This window comes from Streptomyces fungicidicus (genome assembly GCF_003665435.1).
GTDB lineage: Bacteria > Actinomycetota > Actinomycetes > Streptomycetales > Streptomycetaceae > Streptomyces > Streptomyces fungicidicus.
On the sequence record NZ_CP023407.1, the window covers coordinates 5,075,258 to 5,093,424 of the forward strand.

Here is an 18,167-nt window from a genome sequence, read left to right on the forward strand (position 1 = left end):
CACGCGCACGGGAGCGGCGCCGCACGGGTCCGGAAGGGACCCGCGCGGCGCCGCTCCGCAGTCCGGGGCGCGCCGTCGCTCAGTGCGCCGCGACGGCCACCGGCGCCTCCGCGCCCTCGGACACCTCCCGGTCGCGGCGCTTGATGCCCGCCACCGCCGCCACGGCGCCGATCAGGCACAGGACGCCGGTGACGGTGACCGCGGAGTGCAGACCGTTCACGAACGCCTGGCCGCTGCCCTCGATCACCGCGGCCCTGAGCTGCCCCGGCATGTCGGGGGAGACCGGGGCGACGCCCATCGCCACGGCGTCCCCGGCCTTCTCCAGGCCATGCGCCACGGAGGCCGGCACGCCCGCGCCGGTGAGCTCGCCGAACAGCGAGGATCCGACCCTGCCGGCGATCACGGTGACCAGCACCGAGGTGCCCAGCGCGCCGCCGATCTGCAGCATCGTGGACTGCAGGCCCGAGGCCACACCGCCGTCCCCGACCGGAGCGTTGCCGATGATCGCGGCGGCCGTGGCGGGCAGCACGACGCCCACGCCGAGACCCATCGCGACGTACGACGGCCACATGGTGGCGTAGGAGGAGTCGGTGGTCCAGGTGAGCATGCCGAACATGGCGGCGGCCGACAGGACCAGGCCCAGCGGGATGGTGACGCGCGGGCCGAAGCGGGTGGTCAGCTGGGAGCCCAGCGGTGAGGCGACCAGCGAGGCCAGGGACATCGGCAGGGTGCTGATGCCGGCCTCGACGGGCGTGTAGCCGCGCACGTTCTGCAGGTACAGCATGATGAAGAAGATGCCGCCGAGCATGACGAAGAAGTTCAGCCCGGTCATCACCACACCGGTGGTCAGCGAGCGGTTGCGGAACAGGCGCATCGGCAGCAGCGGGTGCGTCCGCCGGGTCTCGTACCAGCCGAAGAGGACCAGCAGCACCAGGCCCAGGGCGATGGAGCCGAGGGTTCCGGCGGAGGTCCAGCCCCAGGTCTCGCCCTTCACGATGCCGAAGACAAGCGCGAGCAGACCCGCGGCGAGCACGACGACGCCGACGAAGTCGAAGCGCTGCTCACCGCCGGAGTTCCTGGACTCGGCGAGGACCGCCGTGCTGAACAGCAGCGCGACGACGCCGATCGGCGCGTTCAGGTAGAAGACCCAGGTCCAGTCGACGTGCTCGACGAGCAGACCGCCGATGATCGGGCCGAGCGAGGTCGAGACGGCCGAGACCATGCCCCAGATGCCGACCGCGAGCCCGAACTTCCTCGGCGGGAACACCGCGCGCAGGATGCCCAGGGTGTTGGGCATCAGGATGCCGCCGCACAACCCCTGCAGGGCGCGGAAGAGGATGACGCCCTCGATGCTGCCGGCCAGTCCGATGGCGACCGAGGTGACGACGAATCCGCCGACGCCGACGAGGTAGTAGAAGCGCCGGCCGAACCGGTCGCCCAGCTTGCCGCCGAGGATCATCGAGGCGGCGAGCGCGAGCAGGTAGGAGTTGGTGACCCACTGCAGTTCCGCGGTGCTGGCACCGAGGTCCTTGCCGATCGCGGGGTTGGCGATGGCGACGACGGAACCGTCGAGCTGCACCATCAGCAGCCCGAAGGACACGGCGATCAGTGCGAGCCAGGGGTTGCCCCGGCGCACGGCGGAGTGAACCACGGAAGTGGACGACGACATGGAGAAGCCGTTTCTTTCTCAAAGGGAGTACTGGGGGAGGGGCCGCGAAAGCATGCGGGAACGCGGGCAGAGCCCGGAAACGCCTCGGGGGCGGGTCAGCGGGTCAGCTGGTCGCGGCGTGGAGGTGGTGCGTCAGCGCCTTCAGCGCGCCGAGTGCCGAACCGAGTGCGTCCATCTCGCCGTCGGTGACGGACCGCAGGGCCTGGCCGATCAGGCGCTCCTCGAGGGCGCGCACCTCGGCGATCCGCCGGCGGGACGTCGCGGTGAGGTGGAGATGGGCGATCCGCTTGTCGGCGCCGTCCTGGCGACGCTCCAGCTCGCCCCGCTCCGTGAGCTGGGAGACGAGCGCGCTGACGTTGTTGGGCTTCATCAGCAGCGCCGTGGCCGCCTCGCCCACCGTGGCACCCTCGTGCCCCGCGACGAACCGCAGCAGCGCCAGCTGTCCCTCGGACGGCTTCGGGTGCGGATACTCACTGGCGACCCGCCGGTCCAGCGCCCGGTGCAGCGCGGGCAGACACGCCGTGAGCTCAGAAGCCACGTACGCGACGCGCTCCTCGAGACCACCGCCACCGGACATGTACGCCACCATAGGTATTTGCACGTACCTATGTCAAAAGCGTCTCCGCGGGCAGTCGTGCCGCAGGGGCGATGGGGGAGGGTGGGCGCGACGGCACCCCGCAAGCCCCGGGCTGCGCAACCCCCCGCCCCGCACCCCCAACCGCTCAGTTCAACCGTGCCCGAGCCGCCAGCGCCTCCCCCCGCACCTGCTCAGCCGCCCCCTCGTCCACCGCCCCCACAACCTCCGCGTACGCCTCCAGCGCCACGGCCCCCGCCGAGAACTCCCCCCGCTGCACCAGCAACCGCGCCCGCTCGTACCGCAGCCGCGCCGAGTGCGAGGGGAGCAGCAGCGACAGATCCACCGCCCACAGCGCCACATCCGACCGCTCCGGCCGCGCTGCCGCCCACGCCCGCACGTTGTTCAGGATGCGCAGCACCACGTCCAGCGTCCCCGCCGGCGTCAGCATCGACGCGTCCAGCGCCGCCCCCGTCGCCCCCGCCACCAGCAGCTCCGCGTCCTCCCCGCTCAGCAGCCGCCCTCCGTCGAACGGGTCGACCAGCACCTGCCCCGCGCCCTCGCCGAGGCCCGCCCCCGGCTCCCCGAACCCGACGACGAAGTGCCCGGGCAGCGCCACGCCGTACACCGGCGCCCCCGCCCGCCGGGCCACCTCGATCCACACCACCGACAGCAGGATCGGCAGCCCGCGCCGCCGCCGCAGCACCTCGTGCAGCAGCGACGACTCCAGCCGCTGGTAGTCGTCCGCCACGCCGTGGAAGCCGTACCGCCCGCCCAGCAGGTCCCGCAGCGCGAGCGCCCAGGCACGCGGCGCGCCCGGCCGGTAGGGCAGCTCGCCGGCCAGCCGGTCCAGCTCCACCTGCGCGGCGTCCATGCCCGCCTCGTCCAGCGTGCCGTCCCCCTCCGCGCCCGCCAGCAGGCACAGCGTGGACAGGTCCGGCAGCTCGCAGCGGGCCTCCTCGGCGAACCGCCGGCGCAGTTCGGCGGAGCGCCCGGGCGGCGGGGGATGAGGTGCGCGCATACCCGGTTCGTGCCCGTTCACAGCGCCCCGTCACCTGCCGGAGCCGACGATTCCGGCGCGCGGTGGTGGTGGTACGCGTGGTGCGCGGCGAACCCCAGGCGCCGGTACATCGCACGCGCCCCCGCGTTGTCCTCCTCGACCTGGAGCCAGGCCGCCGACGCGCCCTCGTCCAGCGCCTGCCGGGACAGCGCCGCCATCACGGCCGTCGCGAGCCCCCGGCGCCGCTGCGCCGGATCCACCTCGACCGCCGCGAACCCGGCCCACCGCCCGTCCACGACACACCGCCCGATGGCGGCCGGCGCGTCGTCCGTGCCGCCGGGCACCGAGGCGAACCACACCGACGGCCCGCTCCCGAGCACCCGCAGGGCCACCTCGCCGACACCCTTGCGCCGGTACCGGGCGAGCCACGCCTCGTCCGCCTCCCGCGACAGCACCACCCGGGACGACTCCCCGCCCCGGTCGGCGACCGGGGCCAGCGGGCCCGTCCACAGCTCGGCGGTCACCTCGCGTACCCAGCCCCGCCGCTCCAGCTCCGCGCACAGCAGCTCCTGCGCGCCCTCCGCGCCCGTCGCGGTCTGGACGTAGGCGGGCAGCCCGCGAGCCGCGTACCAGCCGCGTACGGCCGTCAGCGCGTCGTCGAGCGGCATGCCCGGGTCGCCGAGCGGCAGCACCGAGTTGGCCCGCCGGGTGAATCCGCCCGCCGCCCGCAGCTCCCACTCGCCGAGCCGCTCGCTCTCCACGGGCGGCCACGCCCGGGCGGACACCCGCGCCAGTTCCTCGTAGCCGGCGGCGGGGCCCCGGCGACGCGCCGGGGCGGACGGCACGACCTTGCCCGCGACCAGCGTGGACTCCGCGACGCGGACACTTTCGCCGCTCTTCCTTGTGATCCGCAGCACACCATTGTCCCATGATGTGAGAACACCGACCGTGTCGGTGAACTTCTCACCCGAGGGACCATGTTCGATCAAGCTCCTGACGGAGACCCGTTTTCCCACGTCAGCGGTGGTGATACGGACCTCGAGGCGCCCGGCGGCAGAGATTTCCACAGGTCAGTTCACCCCTCCTGTTCGGATCATGCCCAAGAACGGAGATACTAGGGGCGGGCATCGACGACGCCGCGCTCCCGCGCGCCCAGGCGGCGGAGCCTGAGGAGGCCCGCCGGCGCCCTATCGAGGAGGAACGACAGCGTGACCTACGTCATCGCGCAGCCTTGTGTCGACGTGAAGGACAAGGCGTGCATCGAGGAGTGCCCGGTCGACTGCATCTACGAGGGCCAGCGGTCCTTGTACATCCACCCGGACGAATGCGTCGACTGTGGTGCCTGTGAGCCGGTCTGCCCGGTCGAGGCGATCTTCTACGAGGACGACACTCCGGAGGAGTGGAAGGACTACTACAAGGCGAACGTCGAGTTCTTCGACGAGCTCGGCTCGCCCGGCGGCGCCAGCAAGCTCGGTCTGATCGAGCGGGACCACCCGTTCATCGCCGCGCTGCCGCCGCAGGCGTAACCGTCCCGCAGGCGGCCCCGCCGCATCGCACGACGTGCCGCCTTGGTCCCGTACGGCTCTCGAAGCCGCACGGGGCCGAGGCGTTTGCCGTACCAGAAAGTGAGCCCGCGCCCGTGTCCGCAGTCTCCGACCGGCTGCCCACCTTCCCCTGGGACAAGCTGGAGCCGTACAAGAAGACGGCCGCCGCGCACCCCGACGGCATCGTCGACCTCTCGGTCGGCACGCCCGTCGACCCGGTGCCCGAGTTGATCCAGAAGGCACTGATCGCCGCGGCGGACTCGCCGGGCTATCCCACGGTCTGGGGCACCCCGGAACTGCGTGACGCGATCACCCGCTGGGTGGAACACCGCCTGGGCGCCCGCGGGGTCACCCACCGGCACGTCCTGCCCGTCGTCGGCTCCAAGGAACTGGTCGCCTGGCTCCCCACCCAGCTCGGACTCGGCCCCGGCGACAAGGTCGCCTTCCCGCGCCTGGCCTACCCGACGTACGAGGTCGGCGCCCGCCTCGCCCGCGCCGAGCACGTCGCCTACGACGACCCGACGGAGCTGGACCCGGCCGGCCTGAAGCTGCTCTGGCTGAACTCCCCGTCCAACCCGACCGGCCGGGTGCTCTCCCGGGAGGAGCTGACCCGGATCGTCGCCTGGGCCCGCGAGCACGGCGTCCTCGTCCTCTCCGACGAGTGCTACATCGAGCTCGGCTGGGAGGCCGACCCGGTCTCGGTGCTCCACCCCGACGTCAACGGCGGGTCCTACGACGGCATCGTCGCGGTCCACTCCCTGTCCAAGCGGTCCAACCTGGCCGGATACCGCGCCGCGTTCCTGGCGGGCGACCCGGCGGTGCTCGGCCCGCTGCTGCAGATCCGCAAGCACGGCGGGATGATGACGTCCGCGCCGACCCAGGCGGCGGTGGTCGCGGCCCTGGGCGACGACGAGCACGTCCGCGTCCAGCGCGAACGCTACGCGGCTCGCCGCGCCGTCCTGCGCGAGGCGCTCCTCGCCCACGGCTTCCGCATCGAGCACAGCGAGGCCAGCCTCTACCTGTGGGCCACGCGGGACGAGTCCTGCTGGGACACGGTCGCCCACCTGGCCGACCGGGGCATTCTGGTCGCCCCCGGCGACTTCTACGGCCCCGCGGGCGCCACCTTCGTCCGCGTGGCCCTGACGGCCACGGACGACCGAATCCGCACAGCCGCCCACCGCCTCACCCCCTAACCCACCCCACCCACCCCACGCCCCGCCCGGCCCACCCGCCCGGCCCACCCGCCCGGCCGCCCGCCCGCCCGGCCGGCTGTGGGCAGTCGTTCCGCAGGGCGGAACGGGTGGGCACAGCCCACCAACGCCGGGCCACCGGTCGGCAAGGGCACCTGCACCCCCGGCGGCACGCACAGCAACGGGGCCCGAGGGGAAACCCCCGGACCCCGTCACCGTGACAAAAGCCGGCCGCAGGCCAGGACTCAGCCGACCGGCAGCCCCTTCACCGGCGCGTTCTGCGCCAGCGCCCCGGCCGCCTCCTTCACGGTCTCGCCGGCCGCAGGCGCCACCTTGCCGGGCGTGACCGGGGTCTTCGCGACGTCGTCCACGGTGTTGCCCGCCGCACCGTCCAGGGCGGACACCCCACCGAGGTTCGGGGTGGCCGGCAGCTCCGGAGCCGCGCTGGCGGAGCCGGCCGCACCGACCCCGGCAGCCGCTCCCGCAGCGACGAGCAGCGCGGCACGGGCGATCCGACGGGTCAGGGGGAGGGACATGGTGCTCCTTCGACGGGAGAGAACGCTGACGCCGTGACTACCGCTCGACCGCCGCGAAAGTTGCGGCACGACAACGCAAAGACTTGGCAAGGCGCCCCCTGGGGGCCGCACTTCCCGCCCTGCGGGCGACACCCCGCACACCCGAGCGATCCCCGCGAGCGCCCTACGGCATGGTCGTGAGCGTCACGACACCCGCGCCGTCCCCCGAGCCCCCGGAGTTCTTGCCGTCCGCCGTCCGCCACTGGCTGTCGGTGTGCCCGGCCGTCCACTCCCGCCCCGCGTACGACACCCGCTGTATGCGCAGCTGGGAGGCGTTGGCCACGGCCCAGTGGGCCAGCTGCCAGCCCCGCGTCCCGGCCCCGGCCGCCGCCCCGGCACCCTCGCCGTCGGACACCGGCAGCCGCACCGTCCGCCCGTCGGAGCCACCGGAGTCACTGGTGGCACCGGACTCCGCCGGCGCACTCGCGGACGGCGAGGCCGTCGCGCTCGCGCCCACCTCGGCGGCGGCCGGCTCCAGCACGTCCCGCCCGAAGTCCCGCGCCAGCGCCGCACGCACCGTGTCCGCGTTCGCCGCGCCCGCCGCCCGCGTCGCCGCCGGCCGGCCGTCGCAGGTCAGCGTCGCCGCCGAGCGCCCGGTGAGGGCGGCGGCCAGCAGCGCGGCGTCCGGCTCGTGCTTGGCGTACGCCTGCGGGAAGCCACTGCGCTGCACCCGCTGCGCGGCGACGGTGAGCGGCAGCCGGGTGTAGCCCGGCACCTCCTCCAGGTGCTCGTAGAACTTCCCCGCCGAGTACGTCGGGTCCATGATCTCCTTCGGCGTGCCCCAGCCCTGCGAGGGACGCTGCTGGAACAGACCCAGCGAGTCACGGTCGCCGTGGTCGATGTTGCGCAGCGTCGACTCCTGCAGGGCGGTCGCCAGCGCGATCGTCACCGCCCGCTCGGGCAGTTCGCGCGCCGTGCCCACCGCGGTGATCGTCGCCGCGTTCACCGCCTGCTCGGGCGTGAACTCGTAGGTCGCGCCGTCGCCCTTGGCGGACACGACCTTGCAGCCCGGTCCGCGGGTGTCGCCGGTGACGTACTGCACCGCGAGATACCCGGCGACCGCGGACAGCACCACGAAGGCCGCTCCGCAACGGAGGAGACGGCCGCGACGCTTGCGCTTGGAGGGAAGGGACGGCTCAGGCACGCGTACAAGGTACTGGAGAGTACGGTTCGTTGTGAGCCGGGTGCGGACAGTGGGCCGCGGCCCCGGCGCGCTAGGGTCGACGGCATGGCCGACACCCCGCTTGACCTCACGCTGGACGCCGCCCGCCTGACCGCGCAGCTCGTCGACTTCCCCTCCGTCAGCGGCACCGAGAAGCCGCTCGCGGACGCGATCGAGTCCGCGCTGCGCGCCCTCCCCCACCTCACGGTCGAGCGGTACGGCAACAACGTCCTCGCCCGCACCCGGCTGGGGCGCCCCGAGCGGGTGATCCTCGCCGGTCACATCGACACGGTCCCCATCGCGGACAACGTCCCCTCGCGGCTCGACGACGACGGCGTGCTCTGGGGCTGCGGCACCTGCGACATGAAGTCCGGGGTCGCCGTACAGCTGCGCATCGCGGCCACGGTCCCCGCCCCCAACCGCGACCTGACCTTCGTCTTCTACGACAACGAGGAGGTCGCCGCCGACCTCAACGGCCTCAAGCACGTCGCCGAGGCCCACCCCGACTGGCTCGAGGGCGACTTCGCGGTGCTGCTCGAGCCCTCCGACGGACAGGTCGAGGGCGGCTGCCAGGGCACGCTGCGGGTGCTGCTGAAGACCACGGGTGAGCGCGCCCACTCCGCGCGCGGCTGGATGGGCTCCAACGCGATCCACGCGGCCGCCCCGATCCTCGCCCGCCTGGCCGCCTACGAACCCCGCTACCCGGTGATCGACGGACTGGAGTACCGCGAGGGCATGAACGCGGTCGGCGTCTCCGGGGGAGTGGCGGGGAACGTCATCCCGGACGAGTGCGTGGTCTCCGTCAACTTCCGCTACGCCCCCGACCGCAGCGAGGAGGAGGCCCTGGCGCACGTCCGGGAGGTCTTCGCGGACTGCGGGGTGAGCGAGTTCGTCGTCGACGACCACAGCGGCGGTGCGCTGCCCGGCCTGTCCCACCCGGCCGCCGCGGCCTTCATCGAGGCGGTGGGCGGCACCCCGCAGCCCAAGTACGGCTGGACGGACGTCTCCCGCTTCTCGTCGCTGGGCATCCCGGCGGTCAACTACGGTCCCGGCAACCCCCACTTGGCGCACAAGCGGGACGAGCGCGTGGAGACCGCGAAGATCCTCGCGGGGGAGGAACGGCTGCGGTCCTGGCTGACGGCGTGACACGTCCGGGGTTTGGGGCGCTGTGTGCCGGACATGCTGAGGTCCCTCGTACGTAACCCGCGTAGATCTACGCTGAGGTGGAACAACCTGCGAACACGGAGGGAGCGCGCATGGCTACTGGCAACCCCGAGGGCAAGAAGCGGCCACCGGAGGAGCAGCGCCTGGGCCCGGTCCTCCGGAGGCGCGGCCAGGTGCAGAAGAGCACCACTGACCAGCGCCTGCTCGACGAGCGCGCGCCGACGGACTGGGTCCACACCGACCCCTGGCGGGTCCTGCGGATCCAGTCGGAGTTCATCGAGGGCTTCGGCACGCTCGCCGAACTGCCCCCCGCGATCAGCGTCTTCGGCTCCGCCCGCACCGCGGTGGACTCACCGGAGTACGAGGCGGGCGTCCGGCTGGGGCGCGGCCTGGTGGAGGCGGGCTTCGCGGTCATCACCGGCGGTGGGCCCGGCGCCATGGAGGCGGCCAACAAGGGCGCCCTGGAGGCCCAGGGCATGTCGGTGGGGCTCGGTATCGAACTGCCCTTCGAGCAGGGGCTGAACCCGTACGTCGACATCGGCCTGAACTTCCGGTACTTCTTCGTCCGCAAGATGATGTTCGTCAAGTACGCCCAGGGCTTCGTGGTCCTGCCCGGCGGCCTGGGCACCCTGGACGAACTCTTCGAGGCCCTGACCCTCGTCCAGACCCAGAAGGTCACCCGCTTCCCCATCGTCCTGTTCGGCACGGACTACTGGGGCGGCCTGGTCGACTGGCTCCGCCACACGGTCATCGCCGAGGGCAAGGCGGCCGACAAGGACCTCCTCCTGTTCCACGTCACGGACGACGTGGACGAGGCGGTCGCCCTGGTCTCCAAGGAGGCGGGCCGCTAGCGGCCTCCCGAGCCCCGTATCCCCGGGGCGCGGCCCCGGGGACGGCAGGGAAAGGGATCGGCGGGGGCGGGAGACCCTACGCCAGTCCCCTCCGGGCGACAGCCGGCACCCGCTCGCCCGCGATGGACGACACCATGTCCAGCACCTGCCGCGTCTCGGCGACCTCGTGCACCCGGTACACCCGCGCCCCCAGCCACGAGGAGACCGCGGTCGTCGCCAGCGTCCCCACCACCCGCTCCTTGACCGGCCGGTCCAGCGTCTCCCCCACGAAGTCCTTGTTGGACAGGGACACCAGCACCGGCCACCCCGTGGCGACCATCTCCCCCAGCCGCCGGGTCGCCTCGAGACTGTGCCGCGTGTTCTTCCCGAAGTCGTGCCCGGGATCGATCATCACCGACTCCCGGGGCACGCCCAGCGCCACCGCACGCTCCGCCAGTCCCACGGTCACGTCGAGGATGTCGGCCATGACGTCGTCGTACGCCACCCGGTGCGGCCGCGTCCGCGGCCGGGCACCGCCCGCGTGGGTGCACACCAGCCCGGCGCCGTGGCGCGCGGCGACCTCCGCGAGCCGCGGGTCGACCCCGCCCCACGCGTCGTTCAGCACGTCCGCGCCCGCCTCGCACACCGCCTCGCCGACGTCGTGCCGCCAGGTGTCCACGCTGATCACGACGTCCGGGAAGCGCCGCCGCACCTCCGCGACGAAGCCGACGGTCCGCCGCGCCTCCTCCTCGGCGGTGACCTCCTCGCCGGGCCCGGCCTTCACCCCGCCGATGTCGATGATCGCGGCGCCCTCCGCCACCGCCTGCTCCACCCGCGTGAGCGCCGGCTCGTCGTGGAACGTCGCGCCCCGGTCGTAGAAGGAGTCCGGGGTCCGGTTCACGATCGCCATGATCACCCGCTCGTGCGGTGCGAATTCCCGCCTGCCCAGCCTGAGCATCCCCTGTGACCTCTCCTCATGCGTTCCGTTGACGACCGCCTCCGACCGCCCGGCGGCCCCGGCTGTCAGACTCGCATGGCACGATCGGAGCCACACATCCGACTCCGACTCATCCCACCGTGGGGGCCCCGGCGATGGTTATGTTCCTGTTCCTGGTCGTCGCGCTCGCCGTCGTGGTCGCCGCGGTGACGCTCGCCGTGGTGGGCGGCGGCGACAACGGCCCGCTGCCCGAGGCCGCCCCGGAGCGCCTGCGGGACTCCCTGCCGCCGGACCGCCCCGTCGGCCGCGCGGACGTGGACGCCCTGCGCCTCCCGGTCGCCGCCCGCGGCTACCGGATGGCCGACGTGGACGACGCCCTCGGCCGCCTCGGCGCGGAACTGGGCGAGCGGGACGCCCGGATCGCCGACCTGGAGTCCGCGCTGGCCGGCGCCCGCGCCGCCGCGGCCCACCTCTCCATGGACAAGCCGGCCGCGCACCACGAGGACGAGCAGCCGTGAGCGGGGAACCGGCCGCCGCCGTCGGCCCGGACGGCGCCCCGCGCTGCCCCTGGGCCCTGTCCACGGCGGACTACGTGACGTACCACGACGAGGAGTGGGGCCGCCCGGTCCACGGGGACGACGCCCTGTTCGAGCGGCTCAGCCTGGAGGCGTTCCAGTCCGGGCTGTCCTGGATCACCATCCTGCGGCGCCGCCCCGGCTTCCGCGCCGCCTTCGCCGACTTCAAGATCGCCACGGTCGCGGAGTTCACCGGCACCGACCGCGAGCGCCTGCTGGCCGACACCGGCATCATCCGCAATCGCGCCAAGATCGACGCGACCCTCGCCAACGCGCGCGTGCTGGCCGGGTGGGAACCCGGTGACCTGGACACCCTGATCTGGTCCCACGCCCCCGACCCGGCCACCCGCCCGGCGCCGAAGACCCTCGCCGAGGTGCCCGCGGTGACCCCCGAGTCGACCGCCCTGTCCAAGGCGCTGAAGAAACAGGGCCTGCGCTTCGTCGGCCCGACCACGGCGTACGCCCTGATGCAGGCCTGCGGACTGGTCAACGACCACCTGGAGACCTGCGTGGCACGCCGGGGCCCGGCCGGGGGCGGGTGAGAGGGAGCCCCTGAGAGGGTCAGCGGCCCAGGTACTTCGGCTTCTCCTTGTTCACGAACGCCTGCACCGCGATCGCGTGGTCCTGCGAGGAGCCGGCCCGGGTCTGCAGCTCGTCCTCCTTCTCCAGGGCCTCCTCCAGCGAGTGGCTCAGCCCGTACGCCACGGACTCCTTCAGCGCCGCGTACGCCACCGTCGGGCCCTCGGCCAGCGCCCGCGCCACCTTCTCCGCCTCCGCGCGCAGCTCCGCGGCCGGCACCAGGCGGTTGGCGATGCCCAGCTCGAACGCCTCCTGGGCGGAGACGCCGCGCGGGAAGAGCAGCAGGTCCGTGGCGCGCCCGGGGCCGATCACCCGCGGCAGCGTCCAGGAGATCCCGGAGTCCGCGGTCAGCGCCACTCCGGCGAACGAGGTGTTGAAGGCCGCGGTGTCCGCGACGATCCGGTAGTCGGCGGCCAGCGCGAAGCCGAAGCCGGCGCCCGCCGCCACCCCGTTCACCGCGGCGACCACCGGCTTCGGGGCGCCGGCGATCGCCTTCACGATCGGGTTGTAGTGCTCGCGCACCGTGCTCATGGTCTGCCCCGAACCGGTCTCCCGGTCCTCGATCAGCAGCCCGATGTGCTCCTTGAGGTCCTGCCCGACACAGAACGCCCGCTCACCGGCGGCGGTCAGCAGCACGGCCCGTACGGCGTCGTCGTCGGCGGCGGACCGTACCGCGTCCCGGAGGGCGACCTTGGCCGCGACGTTCAGCGCGTTCATCGCCTCCGGGCGGTTCAGCGTGATCGTCGCGAGCCCGTCGCTCACCTCGTAGAGCACGGTGTCGGCCATGGCGTATCCCTCCGTGTGCGGCTCGGGACGTACTGGCGAGTACGTCCCCGTCTGCAGGACAGCATGACGGAGAACACCGGCCGCGGCGGACGGCCGCCGTGTGACCTGCGTCAAACAATTCCGGTGCGATTCCGGTCCGTGGAACTGTGTGCGGCGGCGCAGTATCGCAGTCACATCGCCGAATTGAGTGGTTTTGCTCGCGCGCGTTGCCCAAGCGATGCCTACTGATGTTGGTCATCGGGTCCCGCGATGCGGGATAATGGCCTGGAAGCAATGTGTTCGATGCCGGTGGCGTGTGTCCTGCTTCGGGGACCGCAGGTGCCCTTCAGTGGGCCGTCGGCTCAGACGGTTTAGCTGGGTTTCAGGAAGGGGAACGAGCATGGCGGCCATGAAGCCGCGGACGGGTGACGGCCCGCTCGAGGTGACCAAGGAGGGGCGGGGCATCGTCATGCGCGTTCCGCTCGAAGGCGGCGGTCGGCTCGTCGTCGAGCTGACCCCGGACGAGGCCGACGCGCTCGGCGACGCCCTCAAGAAGGTCGTCGGCTGACGCGCAAGCGACCATACCCCTTCAGTCGCCCCGGTGCCGCACGCGGTGCCGGGGCGGCTGTTTGCGTACGGGCGCGAGGCGTGGAACCGGGTCCGCCGGTCAGCGCTTCACGACGCAGAGGAGCCCGTCCCCGACCGGCAGCAGCGACGACACCAGTTCCGTGCTCTCGCGCACGGCCCGGACCAGCTCCCGCAGCCGCAGCACCTCGGTGGGCTGCGGTCCCGAATCCACCGTGCGGCCGTTCGCGAACATCCCTTCGAAGGCGACCAGGCCTCCCGGGCGCAGCAGACGCAACGATTCGGCGAGATAGTCCTGGTACTCCTGCCGGTCGCCGTCGCAGAAGACCAGGTCGTAGCCGGCGTCGGCGAGGCGGGGCAGGACGTCCAGCGCGCGGCCGGGGATGAAGCGGGCCCGGTTGCCGGCGAAACCGGCGTCACGGAAGGCCTGGCGGGCCGACTGCTGGTGCTCCGGCTCCTGGTCGACCGTGGTCAGCACCCCGTCGGGGCGCATCCCGTGCAGCAGGTGGATCCCGGAGACTCCGCAGCCGGTGCCGATCTCCGCGACCGCCTTGGCGTCCACGCTGGCCGCGAGCAACCGCAGCGCCGCGCCCGTGCCGGGCGACACCGAGCGCAGTCCCGCGTCGCGGGCCCGGTCACGGGCCCAGTGCAGCGCGTCGTCCTCGGCGACATAGGCGTCGGCGAACGCCCAGCTCGTCTGCCGGTTGGCGGTAATGACCCTCTCCTGTCCCCGTGGGTGCCTCGGCGTGACTGTATCCGTTGGCGTCGGGAACCCGCAGATGGGACCGGTCGTTTGTAGGGGTGTGCAAGTGGCGCGTGCCGTGACGGGGGGAAGACGGTGGACGAGGACGCCGAGCAAGTGCTGACGCAGCCGTACGAGCCGTGGCAGCCCAGATCAAATTCTTGTAAAACCGCTTATCCGGAGCTAACGGGCGAGGTGGCTATGGTAGGGGCTCCACTGGACACCACCAGAGCTGATAGGGGAGGTGCGGCTGCGCCTGTGGATCGCGGAGGAGTGCTGCGGCGCATCCTCGGATCGGCGGGCAGGCCGAAATCCGTGAACAACACCGCTGCTGACCAAGACCACGCCGGCGACCCGGCCCAGACCGCGACCTTCTCCAGCGACGCGGACGGGCAGGCGTGGACTCCGCCCACCTGGGAGGAGATCGTCAGCATGCACAGCGGCCGGGTGTACCGGCTCGCCTATCGCCTCACCGGCAACCAGCACGACGCCGAGGACCTCACCCAGGAGGTCTTCGTCCGCGTCTTCCGCTCCCTGTCGACGTACACGCCGGGCACCTTCGAGGGCTGGCTGCACCGCATCACCACCAACCTATTCCTGGACATGGTCCGCCGCAAGCAGCGGATCCGCTTCGACGCGCTCGGCGACGACGCGGCCGAGCGGCTCGCCAGCAAGGAGCCCTCGCCCCAGCAGGTCTTCAACGACGCGCACTTCGACGCGGACGTCCAGCAGGCCCTCGACACCCTCGCCCCCGAGTTCCGCGCCGCCGTCGTCCTGTGCGACATCGAGGGCCTCTCGTACGAGGAGATCGCGGCCACCCTGGGCGTCAAGCTCGGCACCGTCCGGTCCCGCATCCACCGCGGCCGTTCCCAGCTGCGCAAGGCACTCGCGCACCGCTCGCCCCAGGCACGTGCGGAGCGCCGCTCCTTCGTGCCGCGTGTTCCCGCACTGGGAGGAGGGGGCGCGAGCGCGTGAGCGGTTCACAGCCGAAGTCCGCCGAGGGACACCTCGCGGAGCAGCATCTGGGAGACCGACTCTCCGCCCTGGTGGACGGGGAGCTCGGTCATGACGCGCGCGAGCGCGTACTGGCGCACGTCGCCACCTGTGCCAAGTGCAAGGCCGAGGTGGACGCGCAGCGCCGTCTGAAGAACGTCTTCGCGGCGGCGGCGCCCCCGCCGCCCTCCGAGAGCTTCCTGGCCCGCCTCCAGGGGCTGCCGGCCGGGGGAGACCTGGGCGACGGCGGTTCGCCGCTGGGCGGCGCGGGCCTGCCGGGCGGCACGCCCGGGCGGTTCGGCGGCGGCTCCGGAGTCTTCGGGACCAGGCGGAACGAGCGCTTCGAGTTCGCGTACACGCCCGTCCGCGGACACGAGCCCGGGCCTGCGGCGGTGGACGGCCGGGGCTTCGGCATCCACGACGTCAGCCGTCACGACCACGACCGCACGTCCTCGCGGGGGCTGCGGTTCGCGTTCGTGGCCGCCGGGGCGGTGTCGCTGGCCGCGATCGCGCTGGGCGGGGTCACCACGAGCGCGCCCACCGACGCGGAGGCGCGCGGCTCGGGCAAGGGCAGCAACGTGACGCCGATGCGCACCCAGGGCACGGGCGCGGCGATTCCCGACTCCCAGCGGCGCCGCGGCGTCGGGCCCCTGCTGGGCCAGCTGGCGGGCGGCAGCGCGCCGGCCGAGACCCCCGCGGCGCCGACCGCGGCCTCCGCGCCGCTGCTGCCCGGGGTTCCGCCCCCGCCGCAGCGCCACCCCAGCCTGGGCACGCCGACGACGGGCGGTGCGACGGTCATGTCTCCCCTGATACAGCCGCTCACCTCCACCCCGCCGCTCACGCTGACCGCATGGGTCTCCTCCGCCACGCTCCGGGACCCCGGCCTGGTCACCGCGGCCCCCACGGCGGCTCCGCCGCCCACGGCCCGCTGAACCGTTCCGTGCGCGTGGGCGCGCGAACCTGATTGAATCCAGGAGGCGCGCGCCCAGGCCCACCCGGCCGGGCGCCGAGCCACGGAGCAAGTAGTCCAGCTGTGGGGAGAGCATGAACGAGGGGAAGCCGGGCCCATCGGGGGAGGAGCCGGCCGCGAGTCCCGGGGGACCCGACGGCGACTTCGAACTGGCCCGCCCGGACCGCGAGCGGGCCGTCGTCGGCGACGACCACGAGGGCGACTACGAACTGGACCGGCCCCTGAGGCCCGAGAGCGACCCGGGCGAGCCCCTCGCCCCCGACGCCTCCGCGGCCGCTGCCGGCGGGGACGACGCCCGCACCGAGTCCGCCCCGGACGAGCCGCCGACGGCGGCGGCCTTCGCGCCCCCCGCACACGGGCAGCAGAGGCCCCTGCACGACCCGGACCCCTACAGCACCCCGCCGTACGGCGAACCGGGCCCCTGGGCCCCCGCCCCACCCGTCCAGCACCCGGCTGCCACCCCCGCCCACGGAATCCACACCCACCAGGCGCCCCAGGACACGACACCTTTCGGCGCCGGCACGCCACAGACCACCGCCGCGGCCCCCCACGACACCGCCACACACCCCGGTGCAGCCCCGGCCCCCCAGGACCCCCCGCCCTTCGGCGCTCCCGCACAACACGGCACGCACCCGTCGGCCCCCGCCGCCCAGGACGCCGCGCCTTTCGGTGTTCCCGCGCCGCAGGGCGCCGCGACGGCACCGCATGAGGCTGCCCCGCAGCACGGCGCGCCTCCGGTGGCCCCCGTCGCCCAGGACGCCGCGCCCTTTGGCGCCCCCGCGCCAACGTCACCGCACGAGGCTGCCGCACAGCACGGTGTGCCCTCAGCGACCCCCGCCGCCCTGGACACGGCGCCCCTTGGCGCTCCAGCGCCGCAAGGCAACCCGACAGCACCGGGCGAGACTGCCGCGCTGCACGGCGCGCCGGCGGCACCGCACGAAGCTGCCGCGCGGCAGGACGCCGGGGCGTTCGGTGGTTCTGGGGGGTCGGGCGGCGTGCCGGGTGACGGCGTGGCTGTCGCGGCCATTCCCGCGCAGGCGCACCCGGGCGCCCAGGACGCGTCGGCCGCCGATCCCTGGGGGCGTTACGACCCCTGGGCCGCGGCGGCCGCCGCGGCGCCGTTGCAGCACGCCGGGCCCGCCGTGGTCAGCGAGAAGCAGAAGCGCCGCCGTGCCCGGCGGGTGCTCGTCGGGGCCGCCCTGACGCTCGCGCTGGTGTCCGGCGTCATCGGCGGCGCGGTAGGCGTCTACCTGGAGCGCAACGGGGGCGTGGGGACCGTGGAGCTCCCCCAGGCCGGCAAGGAGGCGTCCGAACGCGACCCCGGCAGTGTCGCCGGCATCGCCGCGCAGGCGCTCCCCAGCGTCGTCACCCTGCACGTCAGCGGCTCCGGCGAGGCCGGCACCGGCACCGGCTTCGTGCTCGACGGCCGCGGCCACATCCTCACCAACAACCACGTCGTCGAGCCCGCCGGCGACAACGGCGACATCACCGTCACCTTCAACAGCGGCGACACCGCCGAAGCCACCGTCGTCGGCCGCGACAGCGGCTACGACCTGGCCGTCGTGAAGGTGAAGGGCGTCAGCGGACTCACCCCCCTGCCGCTCGGCAACTCCGACAACGTGCGGGTCGGCGACCCCGTCGTCGCCATCGGCGCCCCCTTCGACCTGGCCGGCACCGTCACCTCCGGCATCATCAGCGCCAGGGAGCGGCCGATCACCGCCGGCGGCGAGAAGGGCGACGGCAGCGACGTGTCGTACGTCGACGCCCTGCAGACCGACGCCCCGATCAACCCCGGCAACTCCGGCGGCCCCCTGCTGGACGCCCGGGCCCGGGTGGTCGGCATCAACTCGGCCATCCGCTCCGCCGACGGCGCCGCCACCCCGGACGGCGGCCAGTCCGGCTCCATAGGGCTCGGCTTCGCCATCCCCATCAACCAGGGCAAGCGCGTCGCCGAGGAGCTGATCAACACCGGGAAGGCGGTCCACCCGGTGATCGGCATCACCCTCGACATGGACTACAGCGGCGACGGCGCCCGCGTCGCCGCCAAGGGCGGTGACGGCGGCCCTCCGGTCAGCACCGGAGGCCCCGGCGCCAGGGCCGGGATCAAGGCCGGCGACGTCATCACCGAGGTCGACGGACGGCGCGTCCACTCCGGCGAGGAGCTCATCGTCAAGACCCGCGCCCACCGCCCCGGGGACCGACTGGAACTCACCCTGGAACGGGACGGCGAGGAGCGCACGGTCACCCTGACGCTCGGTTCGTCGGGTGGCGGCTGACGGATGCGTGGCACGCGGGCCGCAGGGACAGTACCGG

At 73.4% G+C, this 18,167-nt stretch carries 19 protein-coding genes; 10 read left to right on the forward strand and 9 right to left on the reverse strand.

The genetic code is table 11. From position 1 onward, the window contains the following. Positions 1 to 79: 79 nt before the first annotated feature. From CNQ36_RS23310 to CNQ36_RS23325, 4 genes are all read right to left on the reverse strand, one after another. Complete coding sequence (locus CNQ36_RS23310; RefSeq protein ID WP_121547421.1) at positions 80 to 1,669, reverse strand: MFS transporter; 1,590 nt, start codon at positions 1,667 to 1,669, stop codon at positions 80 to 82. 103 nt (positions 1,670 to 1,772) lie between these two features. After that, positions 1,773 to 2,246, reverse strand: coding sequence for a MarR family winged helix-turn-helix transcriptional regulator (locus CNQ36_RS23315; protein WP_121548564.1), 474 nt, complete (start codon positions 2,244 to 2,246; stop codon positions 1,773 to 1,775). Between the two features lie 145 nt (positions 2,247 to 2,391). Continuing rightward, positions 2,392 to 3,264: a transglutaminase-like and tetratricopeptide repeat-containing protein gene (locus CNQ36_RS23320; RefSeq protein WP_121547422.1), complete on the reverse strand. Its 873-nt coding sequence runs from the start codon at positions 3,262 to 3,264 to the stop codon at positions 2,392 to 2,394. 17 nt (positions 3,265 to 3,281) lie between these two features. After that, on the reverse strand, positions 3,282 to 4,310 hold the full coding sequence (locus CNQ36_RS23325) for a GNAT family N-acetyltransferase (protein WP_121547423.1): 1,029 nt from the start codon (positions 4,308 to 4,310) through the stop codon (positions 3,282 to 3,284). 141 nt (positions 4,311 to 4,451) lie between these two features. On the opposite strand from CNQ36_RS23325, the gene fdxA reads away from it, so the two are divergent. Together fdxA and CNQ36_RS23335 are read left to right on the forward strand one after the other, a co-directional pair. Continuing rightward, a complete protein-coding gene (gene fdxA, locus CNQ36_RS23330; protein ID WP_004926152.1) occupies positions 4,452 to 4,769 on the forward strand; it encodes a ferredoxin in 318 nt (105 codons plus the stop codon). Between the two features lie 113 nt (positions 4,770 to 4,882). Beyond that, entirely contained in the window at positions 4,883 to 5,980 is a 1,098-nt protein-coding gene (locus tag CNQ36_RS23335) for a bifunctional succinyldiaminopimelate transaminase/glutamate-prephenate aminotransferase (protein WP_121547424.1), read from the forward strand. 242 nt (positions 5,981 to 6,222) lie between these two features. Here the strand turns inward: CNQ36_RS23335 and CNQ36_RS23340 are convergent, their stop codons facing one another. Beyond that, a complete protein-coding gene (locus CNQ36_RS23340) occupies positions 6,223 to 6,513 on the reverse strand; it encodes a hypothetical protein (protein WP_050782418.1) in 291 nt (96 codons plus the stop codon). 163 nt (positions 6,514 to 6,676) lie between these two features. Next, positions 6,677 to 7,696, reverse strand: coding sequence for a VldE C-terminal domain-containing protein (locus CNQ36_RS23345; protein ID WP_121547425.1), 1,020 nt, complete (start codon positions 7,694 to 7,696; stop codon positions 6,677 to 6,679). A gap of 84 nt (positions 7,697 to 7,780) precedes the next feature. Here CNQ36_RS23345 and dapE point away from each other — a divergent pair, with 84 nt between their 5' ends. Both dapE and CNQ36_RS23355 read left to right on the forward strand, forming a co-directional pair. Continuing rightward, positions 7,781 to 8,860, forward strand: coding sequence for a succinyl-diaminopimelate desuccinylase (gene dapE / locus CNQ36_RS23350; RefSeq protein WP_121547426.1), 1,080 nt, complete (start codon positions 7,781 to 7,783; stop codon positions 8,858 to 8,860). 110 nt (positions 8,861 to 8,970) lie between these two features. Continuing rightward, positions 8,971 to 9,729: an LOG family protein gene (locus CNQ36_RS23355; RefSeq protein ID WP_004926137.1), complete on the forward strand. Its 759-nt coding sequence runs from the start codon at positions 8,971 to 8,973 to the stop codon at positions 9,727 to 9,729. Between the two features lie 76 nt (positions 9,730 to 9,805). Here CNQ36_RS23355 and folP read toward each other — a convergent pair whose 3' ends face one another. Further along, on the reverse strand, positions 9,806 to 10,666 hold the full coding sequence (gene folP, locus CNQ36_RS23360) for a dihydropteroate synthase (RefSeq protein WP_004926135.1): 861 nt from the start codon (positions 10,664 to 10,666) through the stop codon (positions 9,806 to 9,808). Positions 10,667 to 10,800: 134 nt separating this feature from the next. On the opposite strand from folP, the gene CNQ36_RS23365 reads away from it, so the two are divergent. Then, the gene (locus tag CNQ36_RS23365; RefSeq protein ID WP_121548565.1) at positions 10,801 to 11,163 is read left to right on the forward strand and encodes a DivIVA domain protein; all 363 of its coding nucleotides are present in this window, start codon (positions 10,801 to 10,803) and stop codon (positions 11,161 to 11,163) included. Next, entirely contained in the window at positions 11,160 to 11,762 is a 603-nt protein-coding gene (locus CNQ36_RS23370) for a DNA-3-methyladenine glycosylase I (RefSeq protein ID WP_121547427.1), read from the forward strand. The genes CNQ36_RS23365 and CNQ36_RS23370 overlap by 4 nt, the downstream gene beginning before the upstream one ends. Before the next feature lie 19 nt (positions 11,763 to 11,781). Here CNQ36_RS23370 and chcB read toward each other — a convergent pair whose 3' ends face one another. Next, positions 11,782 to 12,585: a 2-cyclohexenylcarbonyl CoA isomerase gene (chcB, locus tag CNQ36_RS23375; RefSeq protein WP_004926129.1), complete on the reverse strand. Its 804-nt coding sequence runs from the start codon at positions 12,583 to 12,585 to the stop codon at positions 11,782 to 11,784. Positions 12,586 to 12,964: 379 nt separating this feature from the next. Between chcB and CNQ36_RS34825 the strand changes: the two genes are divergently transcribed. Next, positions 12,965 to 13,132, forward strand: a complete 168-nt coding sequence (locus CNQ36_RS34825; protein WP_003966491.1) for a DUF3117 domain-containing protein — start codon at positions 12,965 to 12,967, stop codon at positions 13,130 to 13,132. A gap of 99 nt (positions 13,133 to 13,231) precedes the next feature. On the opposite strand, the gene CNQ36_RS23385 is transcribed toward CNQ36_RS34825, so the two are convergent. Next, positions 13,232 to 13,930, reverse strand: coding sequence for an O-methyltransferase (locus CNQ36_RS23385; protein WP_084828337.1), 699 nt, complete (start codon positions 13,928 to 13,930; stop codon positions 13,232 to 13,234). 276 nt (positions 13,931 to 14,206) lie between these two features. Here CNQ36_RS23385 and sigE point away from each other — a divergent pair, with 276 nt between their 5' ends. From sigE to CNQ36_RS35360, 3 genes are all read left to right on the forward strand, one after another. Beyond that, complete coding sequence (gene sigE / locus CNQ36_RS23390; RefSeq protein ID WP_004926122.1) at positions 14,207 to 14,866, forward strand: RNA polymerase sigma factor SigE; 660 nt, start codon at positions 14,207 to 14,209, stop codon at positions 14,864 to 14,866. Further along, positions 14,863 to 15,816, forward strand: coding sequence for an anti-sigma factor family protein (locus CNQ36_RS23395; protein WP_121547428.1), 954 nt, complete (start codon positions 14,863 to 14,865; stop codon positions 15,814 to 15,816). The genes sigE and CNQ36_RS23395 overlap by 4 nt, the downstream gene beginning before the upstream one ends. A gap of 511 nt (positions 15,817 to 16,327) precedes the next feature. Beyond that, a complete protein-coding gene (locus CNQ36_RS35360; RefSeq protein ID WP_410177136.1) occupies positions 16,328 to 18,130 on the forward strand; it encodes a trypsin-like peptidase domain-containing protein in 1,803 nt (600 codons plus the stop codon). Positions 18,131 to 18,167: the final 37 nt, after the last annotated feature.